This window comes from Brevibacillus migulae, assembly GCF_004521915.1.
GTDB lineage: Bacteria > Bacillota > Bacilli > Brevibacillales > Brevibacillaceae > Brevibacillus_F > Brevibacillus_F migulae.
In genome coordinates this window covers 49,774-66,242 of record NZ_SDKD01000023.1, presented here as the reverse complement: position 1 = coordinate 66,242, position 16,469 = coordinate 49,774, and the positions used below count along the sequence as shown (strand labels likewise).

The 16,469-nt window shown below is 49.0% G+C and carries 24 protein-coding genes and 1 rRNA gene; 2 read left to right on the top strand and 23 right to left on the bottom strand.

All coding sequences use genetic code 11. From position 1 onward, the window contains the following. The 3 genes from EIZ37_RS21530 to EIZ37_RS21520 form a co-directional block, all read right to left on the bottom strand. Positions 1-100 (bottom strand): 16S ribosomal RNA (locus EIZ37_RS21530); the annotation flags it as partial. A gap of 183 nt (positions 101-283) precedes the next feature. After that, positions 284-517, bottom strand: a complete 234-nt coding sequence (locus tag EIZ37_RS21525) for a hypothetical protein (RefSeq protein ID WP_134686824.1) — start codon at positions 515-517, stop codon at positions 284-286. 170 nt (positions 518-687) lie between these two features. Next, complete coding sequence (locus EIZ37_RS21520; protein WP_134686823.1) at positions 688-1,329, bottom strand: stage II sporulation protein M; 642 nt, start codon at positions 1,327-1,329, stop codon at positions 688-690. A gap of 124 nt (positions 1,330-1,453) precedes the next feature. Between EIZ37_RS21520 and pdaB the strand changes: the two genes are divergently transcribed. Then, positions 1,454-2,224, top strand: a complete 771-nt coding sequence (gene pdaB, locus EIZ37_RS21515) for a polysaccharide deacetylase family sporulation protein PdaB (protein WP_134686822.1) — start codon at positions 1,454-1,456, stop codon at positions 2,222-2,224. A gap of 20 nt (positions 2,225-2,244) precedes the next feature. Here the strand turns inward: pdaB and EIZ37_RS21510 are convergent, their stop codons facing one another. Beyond that, positions 2,245-2,832 (bottom strand): KinB-signaling pathway activation protein, encoded by a 588-nt coding sequence (locus EIZ37_RS21510; protein ID WP_134686821.1) that lies wholly within the window; start codon positions 2,830-2,832, stop codon positions 2,245-2,247. Between the two features lie 116 nt (positions 2,833-2,948). Here EIZ37_RS21510 and gerD point away from each other — a divergent pair, with 116 nt between their 5' ends. Further along, entirely contained in the window at positions 2,949-3,611 is a 663-nt protein-coding gene (gene gerD, locus EIZ37_RS21505; RefSeq protein ID WP_167569074.1) for a spore germination lipoprotein GerD, read from the top strand. 59 nt (positions 3,612-3,670) lie between these two features. Here gerD and EIZ37_RS21500 read toward each other — a convergent pair whose 3' ends face one another. From EIZ37_RS21500 to rpmD, 19 genes are all read right to left on the bottom strand, one after another. After that, the gene (locus EIZ37_RS21500) at positions 3,671-4,780 is read right to left on the bottom strand and encodes a P-loop NTPase (protein ID WP_134686820.1); all 1,110 of its coding nucleotides are present in this window, start codon (positions 4,778-4,780) and stop codon (positions 3,671-3,673) included. A gap of 114 nt (positions 4,781-4,894) precedes the next feature. After that, positions 4,895-5,605, bottom strand: coding sequence for an N-acetylmuramoyl-L-alanine amidase CwlD (gene cwlD, locus EIZ37_RS21495; protein WP_134686819.1), 711 nt, complete (start codon positions 5,603-5,605; stop codon positions 4,895-4,897). A 132-nt stretch (positions 5,606-5,737) separates the two neighbouring features. After that, entirely contained in the window at positions 5,738-6,133 is a 396-nt protein-coding gene (gene rpsI / locus EIZ37_RS21490) for a 30S ribosomal protein S9 (RefSeq protein WP_134686818.1), read from the bottom strand. 22 nt (positions 6,134-6,155) lie between these two features. Next, a complete protein-coding gene (gene rplM / locus EIZ37_RS21485; protein ID WP_134686817.1) occupies positions 6,156-6,593 on the bottom strand; it encodes a 50S ribosomal protein L13 in 438 nt (145 codons plus the stop codon). A 215-nt stretch (positions 6,594-6,808) separates the two neighbouring features. Beyond that, entirely contained in the window at positions 6,809-7,558 is a 750-nt protein-coding gene (gene truA, locus EIZ37_RS21480; protein WP_205683872.1) for a tRNA pseudouridine(38-40) synthase TruA, read from the bottom strand. Beyond that, positions 7,543-8,346, bottom strand: coding sequence for an energy-coupling factor transporter transmembrane component T family protein (locus EIZ37_RS21475; RefSeq protein WP_134686816.1), 804 nt, complete (start codon positions 8,344-8,346; stop codon positions 7,543-7,545). Before EIZ37_RS21475 ends, truA begins: the two co-directional genes overlap by 16 nt. Continuing rightward, positions 8,343-9,221 carry an energy-coupling factor transporter ATPase gene (locus tag EIZ37_RS21470; RefSeq protein WP_134686815.1) on the bottom strand — a complete coding sequence of 293 codons (879 nt, stop codon included), beginning with the start codon at positions 9,219-9,221 and terminating at the stop codon, positions 8,343-8,345. Before EIZ37_RS21470 ends, EIZ37_RS21475 begins: the two co-directional genes overlap by 4 nt. Beyond that, on the bottom strand, positions 9,197-10,048 hold the full coding sequence (locus EIZ37_RS21465; protein WP_235828146.1) for an energy-coupling factor transporter ATPase: 852 nt from the start codon (positions 10,046-10,048) through the stop codon (positions 9,197-9,199). The genes EIZ37_RS21470 and EIZ37_RS21465 overlap by 25 nt, the downstream gene beginning before the upstream one ends. A 121-nt stretch (positions 10,049-10,169) precedes the next feature. Beyond that, positions 10,170-10,529, bottom strand: a complete 360-nt coding sequence (gene rplQ / locus EIZ37_RS21460; protein WP_134686813.1) for a 50S ribosomal protein L17 — start codon at positions 10,527-10,529, stop codon at positions 10,170-10,172. Positions 10,530-10,659: 130 nt separating this feature from the next. Beyond that, positions 10,660-11,604: a DNA-directed RNA polymerase subunit alpha gene (locus EIZ37_RS21455; protein WP_134686812.1), complete on the bottom strand. Its 945-nt coding sequence runs from the start codon at positions 11,602-11,604 to the stop codon at positions 10,660-10,662. 155 nt (positions 11,605-11,759) lie between these two features. Then, positions 11,760-12,161, bottom strand: coding sequence for a 30S ribosomal protein S11 (gene rpsK / locus EIZ37_RS21450; protein ID WP_134686811.1), 402 nt, complete (start codon positions 12,159-12,161; stop codon positions 11,760-11,762). Between the two features lie 16 nt (positions 12,162-12,177). Beyond that, positions 12,178-12,546: a 30S ribosomal protein S13 gene (rpsM, locus tag EIZ37_RS21445; RefSeq protein WP_134686810.1), complete on the bottom strand. Its 369-nt coding sequence runs from the start codon at positions 12,544-12,546 to the stop codon at positions 12,178-12,180. A gap of 25 nt (positions 12,547-12,571) precedes the next feature. Next, positions 12,572-12,685, bottom strand: coding sequence for a 50S ribosomal protein L36 (rpmJ, locus tag EIZ37_RS21440; protein WP_021296640.1), 114 nt, complete (start codon positions 12,683-12,685; stop codon positions 12,572-12,574). A 24-nt stretch (positions 12,686-12,709) separates the two neighbouring features. Further along, positions 12,710-12,928, bottom strand: a complete 219-nt coding sequence (gene infA, locus EIZ37_RS21435; RefSeq protein WP_003333772.1) for a translation initiation factor IF-1 — start codon at positions 12,926-12,928, stop codon at positions 12,710-12,712. A gap of 153 nt (positions 12,929-13,081) precedes the next feature. Next, a complete protein-coding gene (gene map, locus EIZ37_RS21430) occupies positions 13,082-13,828 on the bottom strand; it encodes a type I methionyl aminopeptidase (protein ID WP_134686809.1) in 747 nt (248 codons plus the stop codon). 6 nt (positions 13,829-13,834) lie between these two features. Beyond that, positions 13,835-14,479, bottom strand: coding sequence for an adenylate kinase (locus tag EIZ37_RS21425; protein ID WP_134686808.1), 645 nt, complete (start codon positions 14,477-14,479; stop codon positions 13,835-13,837). A gap of 34 nt (positions 14,480-14,513) precedes the next feature. Further along, a complete protein-coding gene (gene secY / locus EIZ37_RS21420) occupies positions 14,514-15,809 on the bottom strand; it encodes a preprotein translocase subunit SecY (protein ID WP_134686807.1) in 1,296 nt (431 codons plus the stop codon). Continuing rightward, positions 15,809-16,249 carry a 50S ribosomal protein L15 gene (gene rplO, locus EIZ37_RS21415; RefSeq protein ID WP_134686806.1) on the bottom strand — a complete coding sequence of 147 codons (441 nt, stop codon included), beginning with the start codon at positions 16,247-16,249 and terminating at the stop codon, positions 15,809-15,811. The genes secY and rplO overlap by 1 nt, the downstream gene beginning before the upstream one ends. A gap of 27 nt (positions 16,250-16,276) precedes the next feature. After that, the gene (gene rpmD, locus EIZ37_RS21410) at positions 16,277-16,465 is read right to left on the bottom strand and encodes a 50S ribosomal protein L30 (protein ID WP_134686805.1); all 189 of its coding nucleotides are present in this window, start codon (positions 16,463-16,465) and stop codon (positions 16,277-16,279) included. Between the last annotated feature and the right edge of the window lie 4 nt (positions 16,466-16,469).

Here is a 16,469-nt window from a genome sequence, read left to right as displayed (position 1 = left end):
CACCCGTCCGCCGCTAGGGTCGTAAAGACCCTCGCTCGACTTGCATGTATTAGGCACGCCGCCAGCGTTCGTCCTGAGCCAGGATCAAACTCTCCAATAAATTGGTGTTTAATCGTTGCTCAAGCTTTAAGCTTGGCTTATTTGAAACAAGTAATTGATTGGTTCGTTTCAACGCTTTCGCTGTTCAGTTTTCAAGGAGCATTTTTTCCTTATCGCTCGAGGCGACTTTTATAATCTATCACGTGTAGCTGTCTCAAGTCAATACTTTCTCCACAAAAAATATCTATGTTAATTTTTCCTCCTCCAGTTTTCGCTTCCGGACGTATTTGGACAGTTCAGATGGCCCCGCCACGCGCGCGTACATCCGAAATAAGATATTGTATCTTTCCTCCATCGCACGTCTGACCAGAAAATCAATACGCTTATCACCCAGATCCAGCAGCATCTCTTCCAATTCCCGTTTCAACAAATAGGCAAGTTCCTGACATTCTTTTTTACTAAACAAGAATCCGAGCAATGAGAGCCCTCCCCTACCACTTATGGAGTTATACCAATAGCTTTTCCATTGCTAAATTTGCCTATTCCTTTTTCATAAGGTTAAACATATTTCGCACAATTAAAAAAGAAAGCGAAAAGCACTCTGAAAACAGAGAACTCTTCGCTTTCCTCCCCGAGCATACTTCACCTTTATCGGAGAAACGGTGACTCGCCGATCGTTGCCTTTAAAAGAGCTGGTGTAATGGCACTCTCGATCAAAGCAGCCGCTACTAACAATAACACAATGACGAGGACCGTTGCCGGAAGCTGTTTGACACTCATCAGCCACTCTCGCTTGACTTCGCCCCTAGCGTTTACGTTCCACGCAGAACCAATCGAACGCATCGCCAAGATCCCATAACGAATTCCGACCCCGGCGGCAAAAATGACCGTCGGCAATTCCAAAATACCGTGGGGCAATATCCCCACTACCAAAATGAGGAGAGTATTTGAACCAGCAAAGGTTAGTTTTTGAAAAATATAACCAAGCAGCACTCCGTTCGATACAAGGCCAAATACAGGGAAAATCCCAAAGAATACACCTAACAGCATCATGAATAAGGCACTGGTCACGTTATTGAGGAAAATGGTCCAAAACGTTACTCCTACGCTTCCCCCACTATGTTTAATCTTTTCCGCAATGCCTTCGATTTGCTTGAGCATTCGCTTCGCCATCTCATCTACCAGATCCGCTTGCACAAACCCAATAAACGCTCCCGCTAACAACAGGACTCCTGCAATATAAAAATATCGTTTGTTAACCAACCAGATATTGCGCAGGTGTTCGAGCATCAACTACACCCCTTGTTTTTATATATTTCCAGCATATGTATCTTACCTGAAAACAGCGCCCTCGACAAAGAATATACTTGCCCCCTCTGCATAAAATGAGAAGGGACAAAGGAGGGTGATACCAGTGAGATTTATGTACGTAGTCAGCACAACGCGATTAAAGCAAATCATGATCATTGCCGCCGCATTCCTTTTTGCAATCGGTATCGCTTATGCCGAACGCGACACGATTGCTGCATTTTCTGATGGAGCAAAAATCCAATCGCCGCAAGCCATTTTCAAAGTAGATACGGACGAGAAAAAAATCGCGCTGACATTTGACATCAGCTGGGGAGAAAATCGGGCCATCCCGATCCTTGACATTCTCAAGCAGAAAAAGGTGGGCAAAGTAACCTTCTTTCTGTCATCACCATGGAGCCAACGCCATCCGGCCATTGTCAAACGCATCGTGGATGATGGCCACGAAATCGCCTCGCATGGCCACAAGCATGATTATTACAGCAAGTATGCCGACGAGGAAATTCGCAATCAAATCGGCAAGGCACATACCATTTTAACCGAGATGACGGGCAAAAAACCGACTTTGATCCGCATGCCCAATGGCGATTTTGACAAACGAGTGCTGCGAATCGCAGAGCAAATGGATTATACGGTGATCCAGTGGGATACCGACTCGAAGGATTGGATGAACCCGGGCGTCGATCAAATTGTAAAAAATGTAGTGACCAAAACACATCCGGGCGATATCATTCTGATGCATGCCAGCGATTCCTGCAAGGAAACCCACCTGGCCCTGCCGATTATCATCGATAAGCTTCGTGCTGAAGGATATCAATTTGTAACGGTGTCCGAGCTGATTGCTGGCGCGAAAGCCAATACCAAAGAAGTAAATTAAAAGCTGATCCAAACAAAGGATCAGCTTTCTTTTTTGGTAAGGCGATGCAAGTGCAGCACCTGCCAAACATTACATGCCATCAATGGAATAATAAACGAAATGATGGAGCTTGCATGCTGCTCTTTTAGCCCCGGAATCCATTCGAGTGCCGTCACAACAAATAAAAAGAAGATCGTGGGCACCCACGCTGTCGGGTTCGTCAGCTTGACCTTTACGTAAGCAAACACGATGGCGGCAATCAGGAGTCCCACCGGTTCAATCAGATAGGGCCACAGGGATTCCCCGCGCGAAAGTGTATTGTAGCGCAGATAGGCCATATCGAAAAAAGTAAACAGAATGAAAAACACCTGTATATTTCTCCATAAAACGCCGCCCCTAAAAATGCTGAGCATCATGTAATTAAACGTCATATAGGCAAATAAGCCCATCTGTGCCACTATGCTAATCGTAGCCCCGAACAAAAGGTTCGCAAGCGTTCCCATAAAGAAGTTACCCATTGTTGACTTGGTTAATTCTGTCCAAGCGATCAAAAAGCCCGACAAGACTCCGCCAGCGCCACCAATCAGCAGCGTGGTCATAAAGAGCCAGCCGAATTTGCGTAAATTCACAGATTAGTCCCTCCTATCCATCGTCTTTGATTGTACCAACCCCAGCAAGAAAATACTAGCGTAAGAACCGAGGAATCTGCACACGCTATGCCTAGTAGGGAAAAGGAGGACATCCCATGCGAAAAATACGTTCCCCTTATTGGGTGCTGCTTCCCTTGATCATCATGTTGACGAGCTGTGCATCAAGCGGGCAAAGCCAGACACAATCACAGCCCGATTACAAAACGATCAAGGACATGGTGGTCGACATCTTACAGACAGAGGACGCCAAAAAGTCGGTTGCTGCCATGATGAAGGATGAAAAATTCCAATCGAGCATGGTCCTCGATCAGGAAACAGTCAAAACATCCTTGATTCAAACCATTTCCAATCCGAACAACCCACAGGTAAAGGAAATGTTTCGCGATCCGAAATTCGCGAGCACCCTGGCAAAATCGATGAAAGAAGAGCATAAAAAAGTGATTAAGGATCTCATGAAGGATCCGGAATATCAAAAGATGCTGATAACGGTCATGAAGGATCCCGAGTTTGAAAAAAACATGATGGATCTGATGAAAAGCTCCGCTTATCGTCGACAAACCATGCAGATCATGCAAGAGGCCATGCAAAGCCCGCTCTTTCAAGCAGAAATGCTGAAACTGATGACGACAGCCACTGAAGAAATGCTGAAGCCGCAAACGAAGAAAAAAGGCGGCGGAGGTGGCGGTGGCGGCTCAAGCGGTGGCGGTGGCGGCAGCTCGGGTGGCGGAGAAGGTGGCGGCACTGGCGGTGGAGGCTAATGCCATTGCCGATCATGAAAAAAGGTGAGCCGCGAGAAATCGACTCACCTTTTCTTATTTTAAGAAGGATTCACATTGCTTTCAGCACATTTCTTCACTACGCGCTCCGCCAGCTCCCTATACAGCTTACCAATCGGCGAGTCACCCTGATACACCGATGGAGCATAATCCGGTTCGGCTGGATGTGTTTCCGGTTGTCCCAAGGGGATTTGCGCCAAAAGCTCACAGGCTAATTGCTCCGCCAGCTTCGCTCCGCCGCCTCGTCCGAATACATACTCCTTCGAACCGTCTTTCGCTTCATACCAAGCCATATTTTCCACTACCCCAATCACCTGATGACCGGTACGAATGGCCATGGACCCTGCACGCGCTGCCACAAAGGCGGCTGTCGCATGAGGTGTCGTCACGATAATCTCCTTGCTTTGCGGGATCATCGTATGCACATCCAGCGCCATATCGCCTGTTCCCGGCGGCAAATCCAAGAGCAAATAATCGAGATCCTCTCCCCAGTGCACTTCCGAGAAGAAGTTGCGCAGCATTTTTCCAAGCATCGGACCGCGCCAGATGACCGGAGAATTGTCTTCTACAAAAAAGCCCATCGACATGACTTTGACGCCGAACTTATCCACTGGCAAAATGGTTTCTCCGATCACGGTCGGACGCTGTTCAATATTCATCATGTCCGGAACACTAAAGCCATAAATATCCGCATCAATAATGCCGACCTTTTTCCCGAGGCGAGCAAGGGCTACAGCCAGGTTGACGGTTACGGTAGATTTTCCTACGCCGCCTTTCCCCGATGTAATGGCAATAAACGTCGTTTTCGAATCTTTCGCCAGGATCGGATTCAGGACTTGGGCTTGTCCCGGCACCATGTTATGTGTCTGATTGCCCCGCAGCTGTGCACTCAGGGCTGCGCGCTCCTCATCCGTCATCGCTCCGAATCGAACGTGCACCTCAGCGGCACCCAAGCTCTTTACCGCCGCAACGACATCTTCCTCAATCTTTACCTTGAGCGGACAGCCGGAAATGGTCAAGACAACTTCCAGACTGACGCGGTCACCGTCAATCTGGATATTGCGGATCATATTCAATTCAACCAGGCTACGATTAATTTCCGGATCCTTTACATCCTTCAACACTTCCAGGATCTGTTCTTTTGTTAACATATTGACACCCCTGTTCCTTATCTCGTCTGGGTCTTATGTAAGCATTTGCGCGTCCATTATAGCATATACCAAAAACTTGAGCATGAGTCCGCTCACACTTTGAACAGGTATTCTCTACGTACCCGGCTTTTCTCCTGCATAGTGGCGCAATATCCCTTGATAGATTGCGTTCGCCATCGCCTTTTGATATTCCGTGGAACGCAGCTGCTTCGCTTCCGCTTCATTCGAGAGAAACCCTACCTCTACCAACACTGCCGGACAGGTCACCTCACGAATCAAAAACACGTCATCGGTAATGATCGGCTTTCGATTTGTATTTTCCAGCACGCGTTTGATTTCATCCTGAATGAGTGAAGCCATTTCGCCACTCTCTTTGAAGGCTGGAAAATAAAAGGTTTGGGCACCCGACCAGCGCGAGGAAGGAATCGCATTCAAATGCACACTGATCGCAAAGTCTGGCGCAGTCTCATTGATCAGCTTTACTCGGTTCCGTATATCCTCCGACTTTCGTTTGCCGACACGCTGCGCCTCCGGTGAAGCCAGATCCTTATCCTCTTCACGGGTCATCACCACAAAAGCGCCAGCCTGCTGAAGAAAGTCCCGCAAATACATGGTGATGGCAAGCGTCACTTCTTTCTCCAACACTTCGCCATCCTTGCTAACCGCACCACCGTCCACTCCTCCATGTCCTGCATCGAGGGCAATCACCGTTCCGGCTAAGGGCAGGGACCACGTCGACCACGTCGTTGGTTCCGGTCTTTCATACGTAAATATTACGATGAGCAAAAAAAATGCAAGTAGCCAGCCAATCGCTTTTCTTGTCACCGTCAAACTCCCCTTTGTCCCAGCTTCTTTTTCATCTTATGGGACAGTGGGACAAAATATGATCAGATAAAAACGAAAACCCCCTTGCCTCGATAGAGACAAAGGGGTTGCATAAGCATGTATCGTACTCGATTAGCGCTTGGAGAACTGAGGAGCGCGACGAGCAGCTTTGAGACCGTATTTTTTACGCTCTTTCATACGTGGGTCACGTGTCAGGAAGCCTGCACGTTTCAAAGCGCCACGCAGTTCTGGATCAGCTTTCAGGAGCGCACGGGAGATACCGTGACGAATCGCACCTGCTTGACCAGTGTTACCACCGCCAGCAACGTTTACGAGAACATCGTAACGACCGAGAGTTTCAGTCAGAACGAGCGGTTGCTTAACGATCAATTTCAATGTGTCCAAACCACCAAAAAACGTATCCATGTCACGCTTGTTGATCATAACACGACCTTCGCCTGGAACCAGACGAACACGCGCTACGGAATGTTTACGACGACCTGTACCGTAGTATTGTACTTGAGCCACGAGTCTTTTCCTCCCTTACAAATTATCCGCGGATTTGCCATACTTCTGGCTTTTGTGCATCATGTGGATGTTCAGCACCAGCATAAACTTTCAGCTTAGTGAACATTTGACGACCCAAGCTGTTTTTAGGCAGCATGCCTTTTACAGCGATTTCAAACAAACGATCTGGGCGCTTTTGCAGCATTACGCCTGCAGGAGTCGCTTTCAAACCACCCGGATAGAGAGAGTGAGTGTAGTACATTTTGTCAGTCAACTTTTTACCAGTCAACTTGATTTTGTCCGCGTTGATTACGATAACGAAATCGCCAGTGTCAACGTGCGGAGTGAATTCAGGTTTCAATTTTCCACGCAGGATGGAAGCAACTTCGCTTGCCAGACGGCCAAGTGTTTGACCTGCTGCGTCTACGATGTACCATTTACGCTCAACTTGGAGCGGTTTTGCCATATATGTGGTACGCATGTTTGTCCCTCCTAATCATTTCCGTAAGTAACCGTTATTTACTGGATAAACACGGGAAATGCAACGGTAACAACTTTTCCACGTGTATCATACGTTCGTTTTTCAATACCGGGGCTAGAGTGGGCGCTAGCGCGTATTAAAAATACCAAGGAATATCGTACTACATAGGCGTGCCAGAGTCAAGAGCGAACTTGACTGGTAATAAAATCATTCTTTCATTCATACACAACTTCCCACATGGTCAACCCTTTTGCTTCTGCTGTCTTTCCCGCCTTTTCGCGGTCATGCGCCTGCAGGATTGGAATCATCTCCTCCGGTGGACGCTTGCCTGCTCCCACCTCTACCAGGGTGCCTGCAATGATCCGCACCATGTTGTACAGAAAGCCGTTCCCCCGGCAAATGACCCAGACCAGATCCCCTTCGCGCTCCACCCGGCAATCATAGACGGTGCGAACCTTATCCTCCGCAAAGGTTTTGGCCGAGCAAAAGGACGTAAAATCGTGCGTCCCGATGAGCAACCGGGCGGCAGCGTTCATCCGCTTGACGTCGAGCGGATGGCGTATATGGGCAGCATACCGATGGCGGAAAAGATCCGGAACAACGCCATTGTCAATGCAATAGCGATACTCCTTCACCTTTACATCAAAACGGGCGTGGAAGCTTGCATCGACTTCCTCCAGGGAGCGGATGATGATCGAATCAGGCAATTGATTATGCAGGACATAGCGCCATTTTTCCGTAGGGATCGTGCTGTTCGTATCGAAATGAAAGACTTGCCCGCGGGCATGGACACCTGCATCCGTACGGCCGGAGCCTGCGATGGTAATGGGTTCTCCGGTTACTCGCTGCAGCGCTGCCTCGATTTCACCCTGAATGGTCACTTGATCAGGCTGTGACTGAAAACCGCTGTAGTCTGTACCGTCATAAGCGACAATGCCTTTTAACCGTTTCACTCTCTCCACCATCCCATCAGTACTCCCAGCAGGATCGCGATCCCTGCCAGCAGCGTATCCCGCCATGACAGATGCAGCTGCCGCAAACGCGTACGTCCTTCTCCCCCGCGGTAGCCCCTCGCCTCCATAGCCAGAGCCAATTCCTCCGCTCGGCGAAAAGCCCCGACAAACAGCGGGATCACGATCGGAATCATGTGCTTAGCCCGTTGGATGAGCGGGCCGGTCTCAAAATCGACACCTCGCGCCTTTTGCGCCTTGATGATCTTATCTGTCTCTTCCAGGAGAGTGGGGATAAAGCGCATGGCGATCGAGAGCATCAGCGCCAGCTCGTGAACCGGTACATTGAACCGCTTTAGCGGAGCGAGCAATCGTTCCAAACCATCCGTCAAATCCATCGGTGTGGTCGTCAGCGTCAGCAAGGCCCCCATCGTAACCAGTGCACCCAAACGAAAGGCCATGTAAATCGCCTGCTGAACCCCTGCCTGTTCAATGGAGAACCATCCCCATTGCACATAGACCGCCCCTCCTTTTGTAATCAACAAATGAAGAATGACCGTTATGACGAGCATAAACCACACAGGTTTAAGACCACGCAGCAAATATACGCCCGGTATCCTCGAGGCGGCTGTCACCATGAATAAAAAACAAAGCAAAAGTCCATAGCTGAACCAATTGTTGGCCCAAAAGACGAGCAGGGTAAAAAAGAGTAAGAAAAGCAGCTTGCTCCGTGGATCGAGCCGATGAACAAACGAGTCACGCGGAACATACTGACCAATCGCAAAATTTTGCAGGAAGTTCATAAAGACGCCTCCCTTCGCTGCGTTAACCGCTGCAACAGAGCTTTAAGCACCTCTTCCTCGCGATAGAGGCTTGCTGGCAGCTGCTTATCGGGCGGCAGCTGTTCATTCAGCTTGGTCAGAAAGTCTACACTGGCAGGTACATCCAGAGAGAGCTCACGCAGCCTTTCACTTTGCGCAAACACATCTGCCGGTTCTCCCATCATGGCCACTTTTCCATCCGCCATCACAAGCAGGAGATCAGCGTACCTCGCCGCTTCCTCCATGCTGTGTGTGACCAGCAGCGTCGTCAATTGTCTTTCCTGGTGAATCTGATAAATGTTGTCCAGGATCTCCCTGCGTCCGGCCGGATCAAGACCAGCGGTAGGTTCATCGAGGACGAGAGCTTTGGGCTGCATCGCTAAGACGCCTGCAATCGCCACACGTCTCATCTGACCACCGCTCAGTTGGAACGGTGAGCGATCCTTGAACTCCTCAAACGGCAGTCCTACCAGATCAAGTGCTGTTCTCCCCAGCTCCAAGGCTTCCTCAGGCGTTGCGCCAAAATTAAGCGGGCCAAAGGAGACATCCTTTGCCACCGTTTCCTCAAACAGCTGATGCTCCGGATACTGAAAGACCAGCCCTACCTCTTTGCGCATCTGTGCCGGAACCTTTGTATCAGCGGAAATCCTCCAAGTCCCGACCTGCACGCTTCCCTCAGTAGGCTTGATGAGGCCATTGAGATGCTGAATCATGGTAGACTTTCCGGAACCTGTTTGGCCAATGATCCCTACATATGCTCCAGAGGGAATGGTGAAGGAAAGTCCGTGGAGCGCCGCTTTTTCGAAAGGTGTGCCTACAGCGTAACGATAGCTTACGTTTTCAAAAGTAATTTGCATAGCTCCTCCACCAATTCCTCCTGGTGCAATATCGGGGGAAGCTCCACACCATCGCGCACAAGATGATGACGCAGACGAACGGCATGAGGAACATCCAGGCCGATTGATTGCAGTTCTTCAGTCCGCGAAAAGATCTCCCGCGGTGGTCCATCGAGATAGACCGAGCCTCGCTGCATGACGATCACTCGATCCGCATCGAGCGCTTCTTCGGGAAAATGCGTAATGGTAACCACCGTAATGCCCTCATCCCGGTTTAATCGTTTGATCAGCGAGCAGACCTCACGACGGCCTTGCGGATCTAGCATAGCCGTAGCTTCATCCAGGACGATGACAGATGGTCTCATGGCAATGACCCCTGCAATGGCAATCCGCTGCTTCTGTCCACCAGAGAGACGGTGCGGCTCTTGCTTTGCGTACGCCTCCATATGGACGGCTCGCAATGCTTCATCGATCCGGTTACGCATCTCTGTCGGTTCGACACCCAGGTTTTCCAGACCAAACGCGACATCTTCCTCCACACTGGTCCCCACAATCTGGTTATCCGGATTTTGAAAGACCATGCCTACCGTTCTCCTGATTTCATACAACCTTTCCTGCTCGCTCGTGTCGTTACCATTTACCGTAACCACGCCATCATGTGGCAGCAGCAAACCGTTCATTAATTTGGCCAACGTCGATTTCCCCGAGCCGTTATGCCCCAAGATGGCGACAAAGGAGCCTTGCTCGATCTCCATATTCATGCCTTGCAGTACGGTTTCGTTCCAACCTGGTTCGATTTCATAGGAGAACGTGATGTCCTGCAGCGTGATGATTGGTTTTCCTTTCACGCTCTTCACCATCCCCACATCGGCGCGTCAATCTGTCTGGAAACAAGAAAAAAAGGGCACGAATCAGATCCGGTATCATCACCAGAATCCGCCCCCACCCTTTCATGTAACAAGCTGGTTATTAAACTAATTCGAGATATGCCATTGGTGCTGCGTCACCACGGCGAGGACCCACTTTCAGAATGCGAGTGTATCCACCGTTGCGCTCAGCATAACGAGGAGCGATATCATCAAACAGCTTTTGTACAGCGTCGCGTCCTTCTGCAGTCGCAACCTCTTTACGAACGAATGCTGCAACCTGACGACGAGCGTGCAGATCACCGCGTTTCGCCAAAGTGATCATTTTTTCAGCAATCGAACGCAATTCTTTTGCTTTCATCTCAGTTGTTTCAATGCGTTCGTTGATGATCAGATCGGTTACCAAGTCGCGGAACAGCGCTTTACGAGCTGAGGATCGACGACCCAATTTACGGTAAGCCATGTTCTAACCTCCTTCTTATTCGACCTAATCTACGCCGAATAAACTTCTGTGATAGGACGAAATCCAAGTGCCCTGTGGGTACTTCTCCTTACTCGACCGTTCAAAAGTCAAGTAAACGTCTATGTTGTTCCTAGTCTTCCTGACGCAGACCAAGTCCCAGTTCTGCGAGCTTCTCTTGAACTTCTTCAAGCGATTTGCGTCCCAGATTGCGAACTTTCATCATATCTTCTTCTGATTTCTGTGTCAGTTCTTGTACGGTGTTGATACCCGCACGTTTCAGGCAGTTGTAAGAGCGGACAGAGAGATCCAGTTCTTCGATGGTCATCTCCAACACTTTCTCTTTCTTGTCCTCTTCTTTTTCCACCATGATTTCGGCATCTTTCGCTTCATCAGTCAGGCCAACAAAGAGATTGAGATGCTCGGTCATGATTTTCGCGCCAAGGCTTACCGCCTCTTCTGGGCGAATGCTGCCGTTTGTCCATACTTCCAGCGTTAACTTGTCATAGTTGGTCATTTGCCCGACACGGGTATTTTCCACTTGATAGTTTACGCGTTTAATCGGTGTATAAATGGAATCGATCGGAATAACACCAATCGGTAGATCATCGGACTTATTCCCATCCGCTTGTACGTAACCACGACCACGTCCCGCTGTCATGCGAATGTGCAGACGACCGCCGTTTGCTAAAGTAGCAATATGAAGATCAGGGTTTAGAATCTCCACATCGCTGTCAGCACGAATGTCTCCCGCCTTCACAACGCCTTCGCCTTCTGCATCAATCTCGATAATCTTTTCTTCATCGGAATGAATCTTTAGTGCGAGGCCTTTGATGTTCAGGATGATTTCGGTAACGTCTTCTACGACACCCTCAACCGTCGAGAATTCATGCAAAACACCGTCGATTTGAACGGACCTTACAGCGGCACCTGGCAACGAGGAGAGAAGAATTCTTCTCAACGAGTTACCAAGCGTGGTACCGTATCCACGTTCTAGGGGTTCAACGACGAACTTGCCATAGGTGTTGTCGTCGTTAACTTCCACAACCTCGATTTTCGGTTTTTCTATTTCTATCATTAAACAAACCCTCCTTCAAAACGTCGAAATTCCAGGGTGGAACGTATCTCCCACCCTTTGAATTTCGTTCGGCGGTTTACCGTTGCGTGCATGACAAGCCAAGAAAGCAGAATTTACCATACTAGTATGGACATCTTCTGAACTTTATAAACCCATTACACGCGGCGACGTTTTGGCGGACGGCAGCCGTTGTGCGGGATTGGGGTAACATCTTTGATCATGTTAACTTCCAAACCAGCTGCTTGCAAGGAGCGGATTGCTGCCTCACGACCGGCACCTGGGCCTTTCACCAGTACTTCTAAAGAGCGCATGCCATGTTCCATAGCAGTTTTCGCCGCAGTTTCAGCTGCCATTTGCGCTGCAAATGGCGTGCTCTTGCGGGAACCTCTGAAACCGAGGGCACCAGCACTGGACCAAGAGATTGCGTTGCCATGTGGGTCGGTGATGGTAACGATCGTGTTGTTGAACGTCGAACGGATGTGTGCAACGCCAACTTCAACGTTTTTACGGTCACGACGACGTGTACGAGTAGCAGTCGCTTGTTTTCTTTTCGCCATGTTAGTTCACCCTCCTTTACTTCTTCTTGTTCGCTACAGTACGGCGAGGACCTTTGCGCGTACGAGCATTTGTTTTTGTGCGCTGACCACGAACTGGTAAGCCACGGCGATGGCGGATTCCACGGAAGCATCCGATTTCCATCAAGCGCTTGATGTTGAGGGAAATTTCGCGACGCAGATCGCCTTCCACTTTAATGCTTTTATCGATGTATTCACGAAGTTTCGCAACTTCTTCTTCAGTCAGATCGCGAACACGAGTGTCCGCATTAACGCCAGTTTCAGCAAGAATGCGTTGGGACGTGGGGCGGCCAATACCAAAGATGTAGGTAAGAGCGATTTCCACGCGTTTTTCGCGAGGCAAGTCAACGCCTGCAATACGTGCCATGCTTCAAAAGCACCTCCTTAAGTAATTATCCTTGTCTTTGCTTATGCTTCGGATTTTCGCAGATTACCATTACGTTCCCTTTTCGGCGAATAACCTTGCATTTTTCGCAAATCGGTTTAACCGATGGTCTAACTTTCATGGTTATTACCTCCCTCTTTCGGGATCATTTATAGCGGTATGTGATGCGACCGCGTGTCAAGTCATATGGCGATAGTTCTACGGTTACTTTATCACCTGGCAAGATGCGGATGAAGTGCATGCGGATCTTCCCGGATACATGTGCAAGCACCTTGTGTCCGTTTTCCAGTTCCACACGAAACATCGCATTCGGAAGGGGTTCAATTACTGTTCCCTCAACTTCAATCACGTCGTCTTTGGCCATCCGTTACTCTCCTTTCAACTGTCCTTCAGTCAGACCATGAGTTTCGTTAATCCAATGAACACACGCAGTTTCTGTTAGGACTTGCCTACGCGAGCCTTTTGTCAACACGTTGGACGACAATCCCGAACCTAGCCGCGAATCATATAGCATTGTCTATGCTCTGGTCAAAATCTCATAGCCATCTTCCGTAATCGCGATGGTGTGTTCATAGTGAGCACATTTTTTCCCATCGACGGTTACGACCGTCCAATTGTCCTCCAATGTGCGGACATAACGTTCGCCAGCATTCACCATTGGTTCGACCGCCAACACCATGCCCGGCTTCAATCGCGGTCCATGTCCGGGTGGCCCGTAATTCGGAATTTGCGGATCTTCGTGCAAACTCTGTCCGATGCCATGCCCAACATATTCCCGGACGATCGAAAATCCGGCTGCTTCAGCATGAAGTTGTACTGCGTGTGAGATATCGGAGAGCCGCGCACCAGGGATCGCTTTTTCCAATCCTTTGTACAGCGATTCTTCCGTCACTTTCATCAAACGCTGATCTTCCGTAGAGATAGTGCCGACTGCGTACGTCCATGCGGAGTCACCGTGGTAACCCTGGAAGCAGGCACCGATGTCGATACTAATAATATCTCCCTCTTGAAGCGTCCTTTTTCCCGGGATGCCATGTACGAGTTCTTCATTGACTGAAGTGCAGATACTTCCTGAAAAGCCGTTGTAGCCTTTGAACGACGGGACCGCTCCCTTGCTGCGAATAAACGTTTCTGCTAATTCATCGAGCTCTTTTGTCGTTACGCCTGGCTTTACTGCTTTGGATAGTTCTTGGTGAGTTAAAGCGACAATGCGTCCTGCTTCACGCATGACATCCAGTTCCATTCTCGACTTTAGAATGATCATTATCGCTTACCCTCGCAATAAAGACGCAATTTCCGCAAACACCACTTGGATGTCCTGCTCTCCATTAATGGTGCGAAGCAGTCCTTGCTTCGAATAGTAATCGATCAACGGCTGCGCTTGTGCGATATTGACATCCAAACGTTGTGTAACCACTTCCGGCTTGTCGTCATCACGCTGATACAGCACGCCGCCATCTTTATCGCAAACACCTGCTGTTTTTGGTGGATTAAAGAGCGTATGGTAGCTTGCCCCGCAAACCGGGCAAATCCAACGACCAGTCAATCGTTCGATCAGGGAACCACGTTCCACGTCAATGTGGATCACATGATCAATCCCACGGCCCAATTCTTTCAATGTCTCTGTCAATGCTTCCGCTTGTGGTACCGTTCGAGGAAAACCATCGAGCAAGAACCCTTTTTTGCAGTCATCCTGCGCCAAGCGCTCCTTCACGATTCCGATCGTCACTTCATCCGGAACCAGCAAGCCTTTATCCATGTAGGACTTGGCTTCCAAACCAAGCGGAGTCTCATTTTTCACAGCAGCACGAAACATGTCGCCAGTAGAGATATGCGGAATGTGAAATTCCTGAACGATACGCTCTGCCTGTGTGCCTTTTCCCGCACCAGGAAGACCCATCAAAATAATATTCACACTCATTCCCTCCGTCCCTTGCGCACTACCAAGCTTATCGAATGAAACCTTGGTAATGACGCTTAATCATCTGGCTCTCGATCTGTTTCATCGTATCAAGCACAACCCCAATCACGATCAACAGGGTAGTACCGCCGATGTAAATCTGCTGTGGCAGATTTGCCAGCTTACTGAAGAAGAACGGCAAGATCGAGATCAGCATAAGGAACAGCGCTCCGGCCAACGTGAGGCGATACAACGTACGTGTAATATAGACCTCTGTGTGCTTACCGGGGCGAATACCAGGAATGTAGCCACCGTTTTTCCTCATATTATCTGCCATCTGTACAGGATTAATCTGCACAAATGTATAGAAATACGTAAAACCGATAATCAGAAATGCATACAGTGTCATACCGAGCGGCGCGTTAACCTGGAAGTTTTGATAAATCCAGTTCGCTACGCCCGTACCGGATGCATCCGCCCAAAATTGAGCGATTGTCGACGGGAAAATCACCAGCGAGATCGAGAAGATAACCGGAATTACCCCAGCAGAGTTAATTTTCAATGGAATGTGTGTAGATTGACCGCCAAACATCTTGCGTCCCACCACACGCTTCGCATACTGCACAGGAATTTTACGAACGCCCTGCTGCATGAAAATAACTCCCACAATGATCACAATGATAACCAAAAGCACCATCAATACTTTTACAATACTGAAGAAGATGTTCTGGTTTGGATCTGCAAACTGTGTGGAGTAAATCGCCAATACACCGCTTGGGATATTCGCAACGATACCAGCCACGATCAAAATGGAGATCCCGTTTCCAATTCCTTTTTCCGTGATCTGTTCACCCATCCACATCATGAAGGCAGTACCTGCCGTCAACGTAATGGCGATCAAGGCATAGCTTCCGAAAGACGTATCCGTCAGAAGGCCAGGAGCCATATTGTTAAAACCGACTGTCATCCCGATCGATTGGATAAGTCCCAGCACCACCGTGAAGTATCGTGTGACCGTAGCGATTTTTTTACGCCCGACTTCACCTTCACGTGCCCATTGCGTAAACTTCGGCACCACTTCCATCGACAGGAGCTGCATAATGATCGAAGCCGTAATGTATGGCATGATGCCCATTGCGAAAATCGAAAAGTTTTGCAGCGCGCCACCGGAGAAGGTATTCAGGAAACCAAGGAAGTTGTTCGTGCTTTGTTGGAACACTTCCACGTTTACGTTCGGAACCGGAATAAAAGATCCAATTCGGAAGACGACCAGCATCATGAGGGTGTATAACACCTTCCGACGCAAGTCGCCTATCTTAAAAATGTTGGAGAGGCTGGCTAGCATTAGATCACCTCAGCAGTTCCACCGACTTGAGCAATCTTTTCTTGCGCTGCCTGAGAAAACTTATGTGCTTTTACAGTAAGCTTCACGGTCAATTCACCGTTAGCCAAAACTTTCACGCCATCGCGCACTGCGCTGATTACGCCAGTTTCTTTCAACAACTCAGGAGTTACTACTGTGCCTTCTTCGAAACGGTTCAAAGCGTCCAGGCTAACCAGTGCGAACTCTTTGCGGTTGATGTTGGTGAAACCACGTTTTGGCAGACGACGGTACAACGGGTTTTGTCCACCCTCGAATCCAGGACGAACACCGCCACCGGAACGAGCGTTTTGACCTTTGTGACCCTTACCGGAAGTCTTTCCGAGACCGCTACCGATACCGCGTCCAACGCGTTTGCGTACGTGACGGGAGCCCTCAGCAGGTTTCAGTTCATGCAATTTCATACGTTGCACCTCCTAACTGGTAAAGAATTATGCTTCTACCTCGTTTACTTCAACAAGGTGTTTTACTTTGAAAATCATGCCGCGAATTGCTGGGTTATCAGCTTTAACGACAGATTGATGGATTTTGCGAAGGCCCAAGGCTTTCACCGTATCGCGTTGGTCTTGAGTGCGACCAATCAAGCTACGTTTGAGGGTGATTTGCAATGATTTTGCCATGTCC

What these genes read in the sequence shown, in the direction of transcription:
- EIZ37_RS21520 (WP_134686823.1), bottom strand. Translation starts at nt 1,329, where the DNA reads ATGCTCGAACACCTGCGCAATATCTGGTTGGTTAACAAACGATATTTT.
- gerD (WP_167569074.1), top strand. Translation starts at nt 2,949, where the DNA reads ATGCGAAAAATACGTTCCCCTTATTGGGTGCTGCTTCCCTTGATCATC.
- EIZ37_RS21500 (WP_134686820.1), bottom strand. Translation starts at nt 4,780, where the DNA reads ATGTTAACAAAAGAACAGATCCTGGAAGTGTTGAAGGATGTAAAGGAT.
- rplM (WP_134686817.1), bottom strand. Translation starts at nt 6,593, where the DNA reads ATGCGTACCACATATATGGCAAAACCGCTCCAAGTTGAGCGTAAATGG.
- truA (WP_205683872.1), bottom strand. Translation starts at nt 7,558, where the DNA reads ATGGTGGAGAGAGTGAAACGGTTAAAAGGCATTGTCGCTTATGACGGT.
- EIZ37_RS21475 (WP_134686816.1), bottom strand. Translation starts at nt 8,346, where the DNA reads ATGAACTTCCTGCAAAATTTTGCGATTGGTCAGTATGTTCCGCGTGAC.
- EIZ37_RS21470 (WP_134686815.1), bottom strand. Translation starts at nt 9,221, where the DNA reads ATGCAAATTACTTTTGAAAACGTAAGCTATCGTTACGCTGTAGGCACA.
- rplQ (WP_134686813.1), bottom strand. Translation starts at nt 10,529, where the DNA reads ATGGCTTACCGTAAATTGGGTCGTCGATCCTCAGCTCGTAAAGCGCTG.
- EIZ37_RS21455 (WP_134686812.1), bottom strand. Translation starts at nt 11,604, where the DNA reads ATGATAGAAATAGAAAAACCGAAAATCGAGGTTGTGGAAGTTAACGAC.
- rpsK (WP_134686811.1), bottom strand. Translation starts at nt 12,161, where the DNA reads ATGGCGAAAAGAAAACAAGCGACTGCTACTCGTACACGTCGTCGTGAC.
- rpsM (WP_134686810.1), bottom strand. Translation starts at nt 12,546, where the DNA reads ATGGCACGTATTGCAGGCGTTGACTTGCCTCGCGAAAAACGCGTGGAA.
- rpmJ (WP_021296640.1), bottom strand. Translation starts at nt 12,685, where the DNA reads ATGAAAGTTAGACCATCGGTTAAACCGATTTGCGAAAAATGCAAGGTT.
- infA (WP_003333772.1), bottom strand. Translation starts at nt 12,928, where the DNA reads ATGGCCAAAGACGACGTGATTGAAGTTGAGGGAACAGTAATTGAACCC.
- map (WP_134686809.1), bottom strand. Translation starts at nt 13,828, where the DNA reads ATGATCATTCTAAAGTCGAGAATGGAACTGGATGTCATGCGTGAAGCA.
- secY (WP_134686807.1), bottom strand. Translation starts at nt 15,809, where the DNA reads ATGCTAGCCAGCCTCTCCAACATTTTTAAGATAGGCGACTTGCGTCGG.
- rplO (WP_134686806.1), bottom strand. Translation starts at nt 16,249, where the DNA reads ATGAAATTGCATGAACTGAAACCTGCTGAGGGCTCCCGTCACGTACGC.
- rpmD (WP_134686805.1), bottom strand. Translation starts at nt 16,465, where the DNA reads ATGGCAAAATCATTGCAAATCACCCTCAAACGTAGCTTGATTGGTCGC.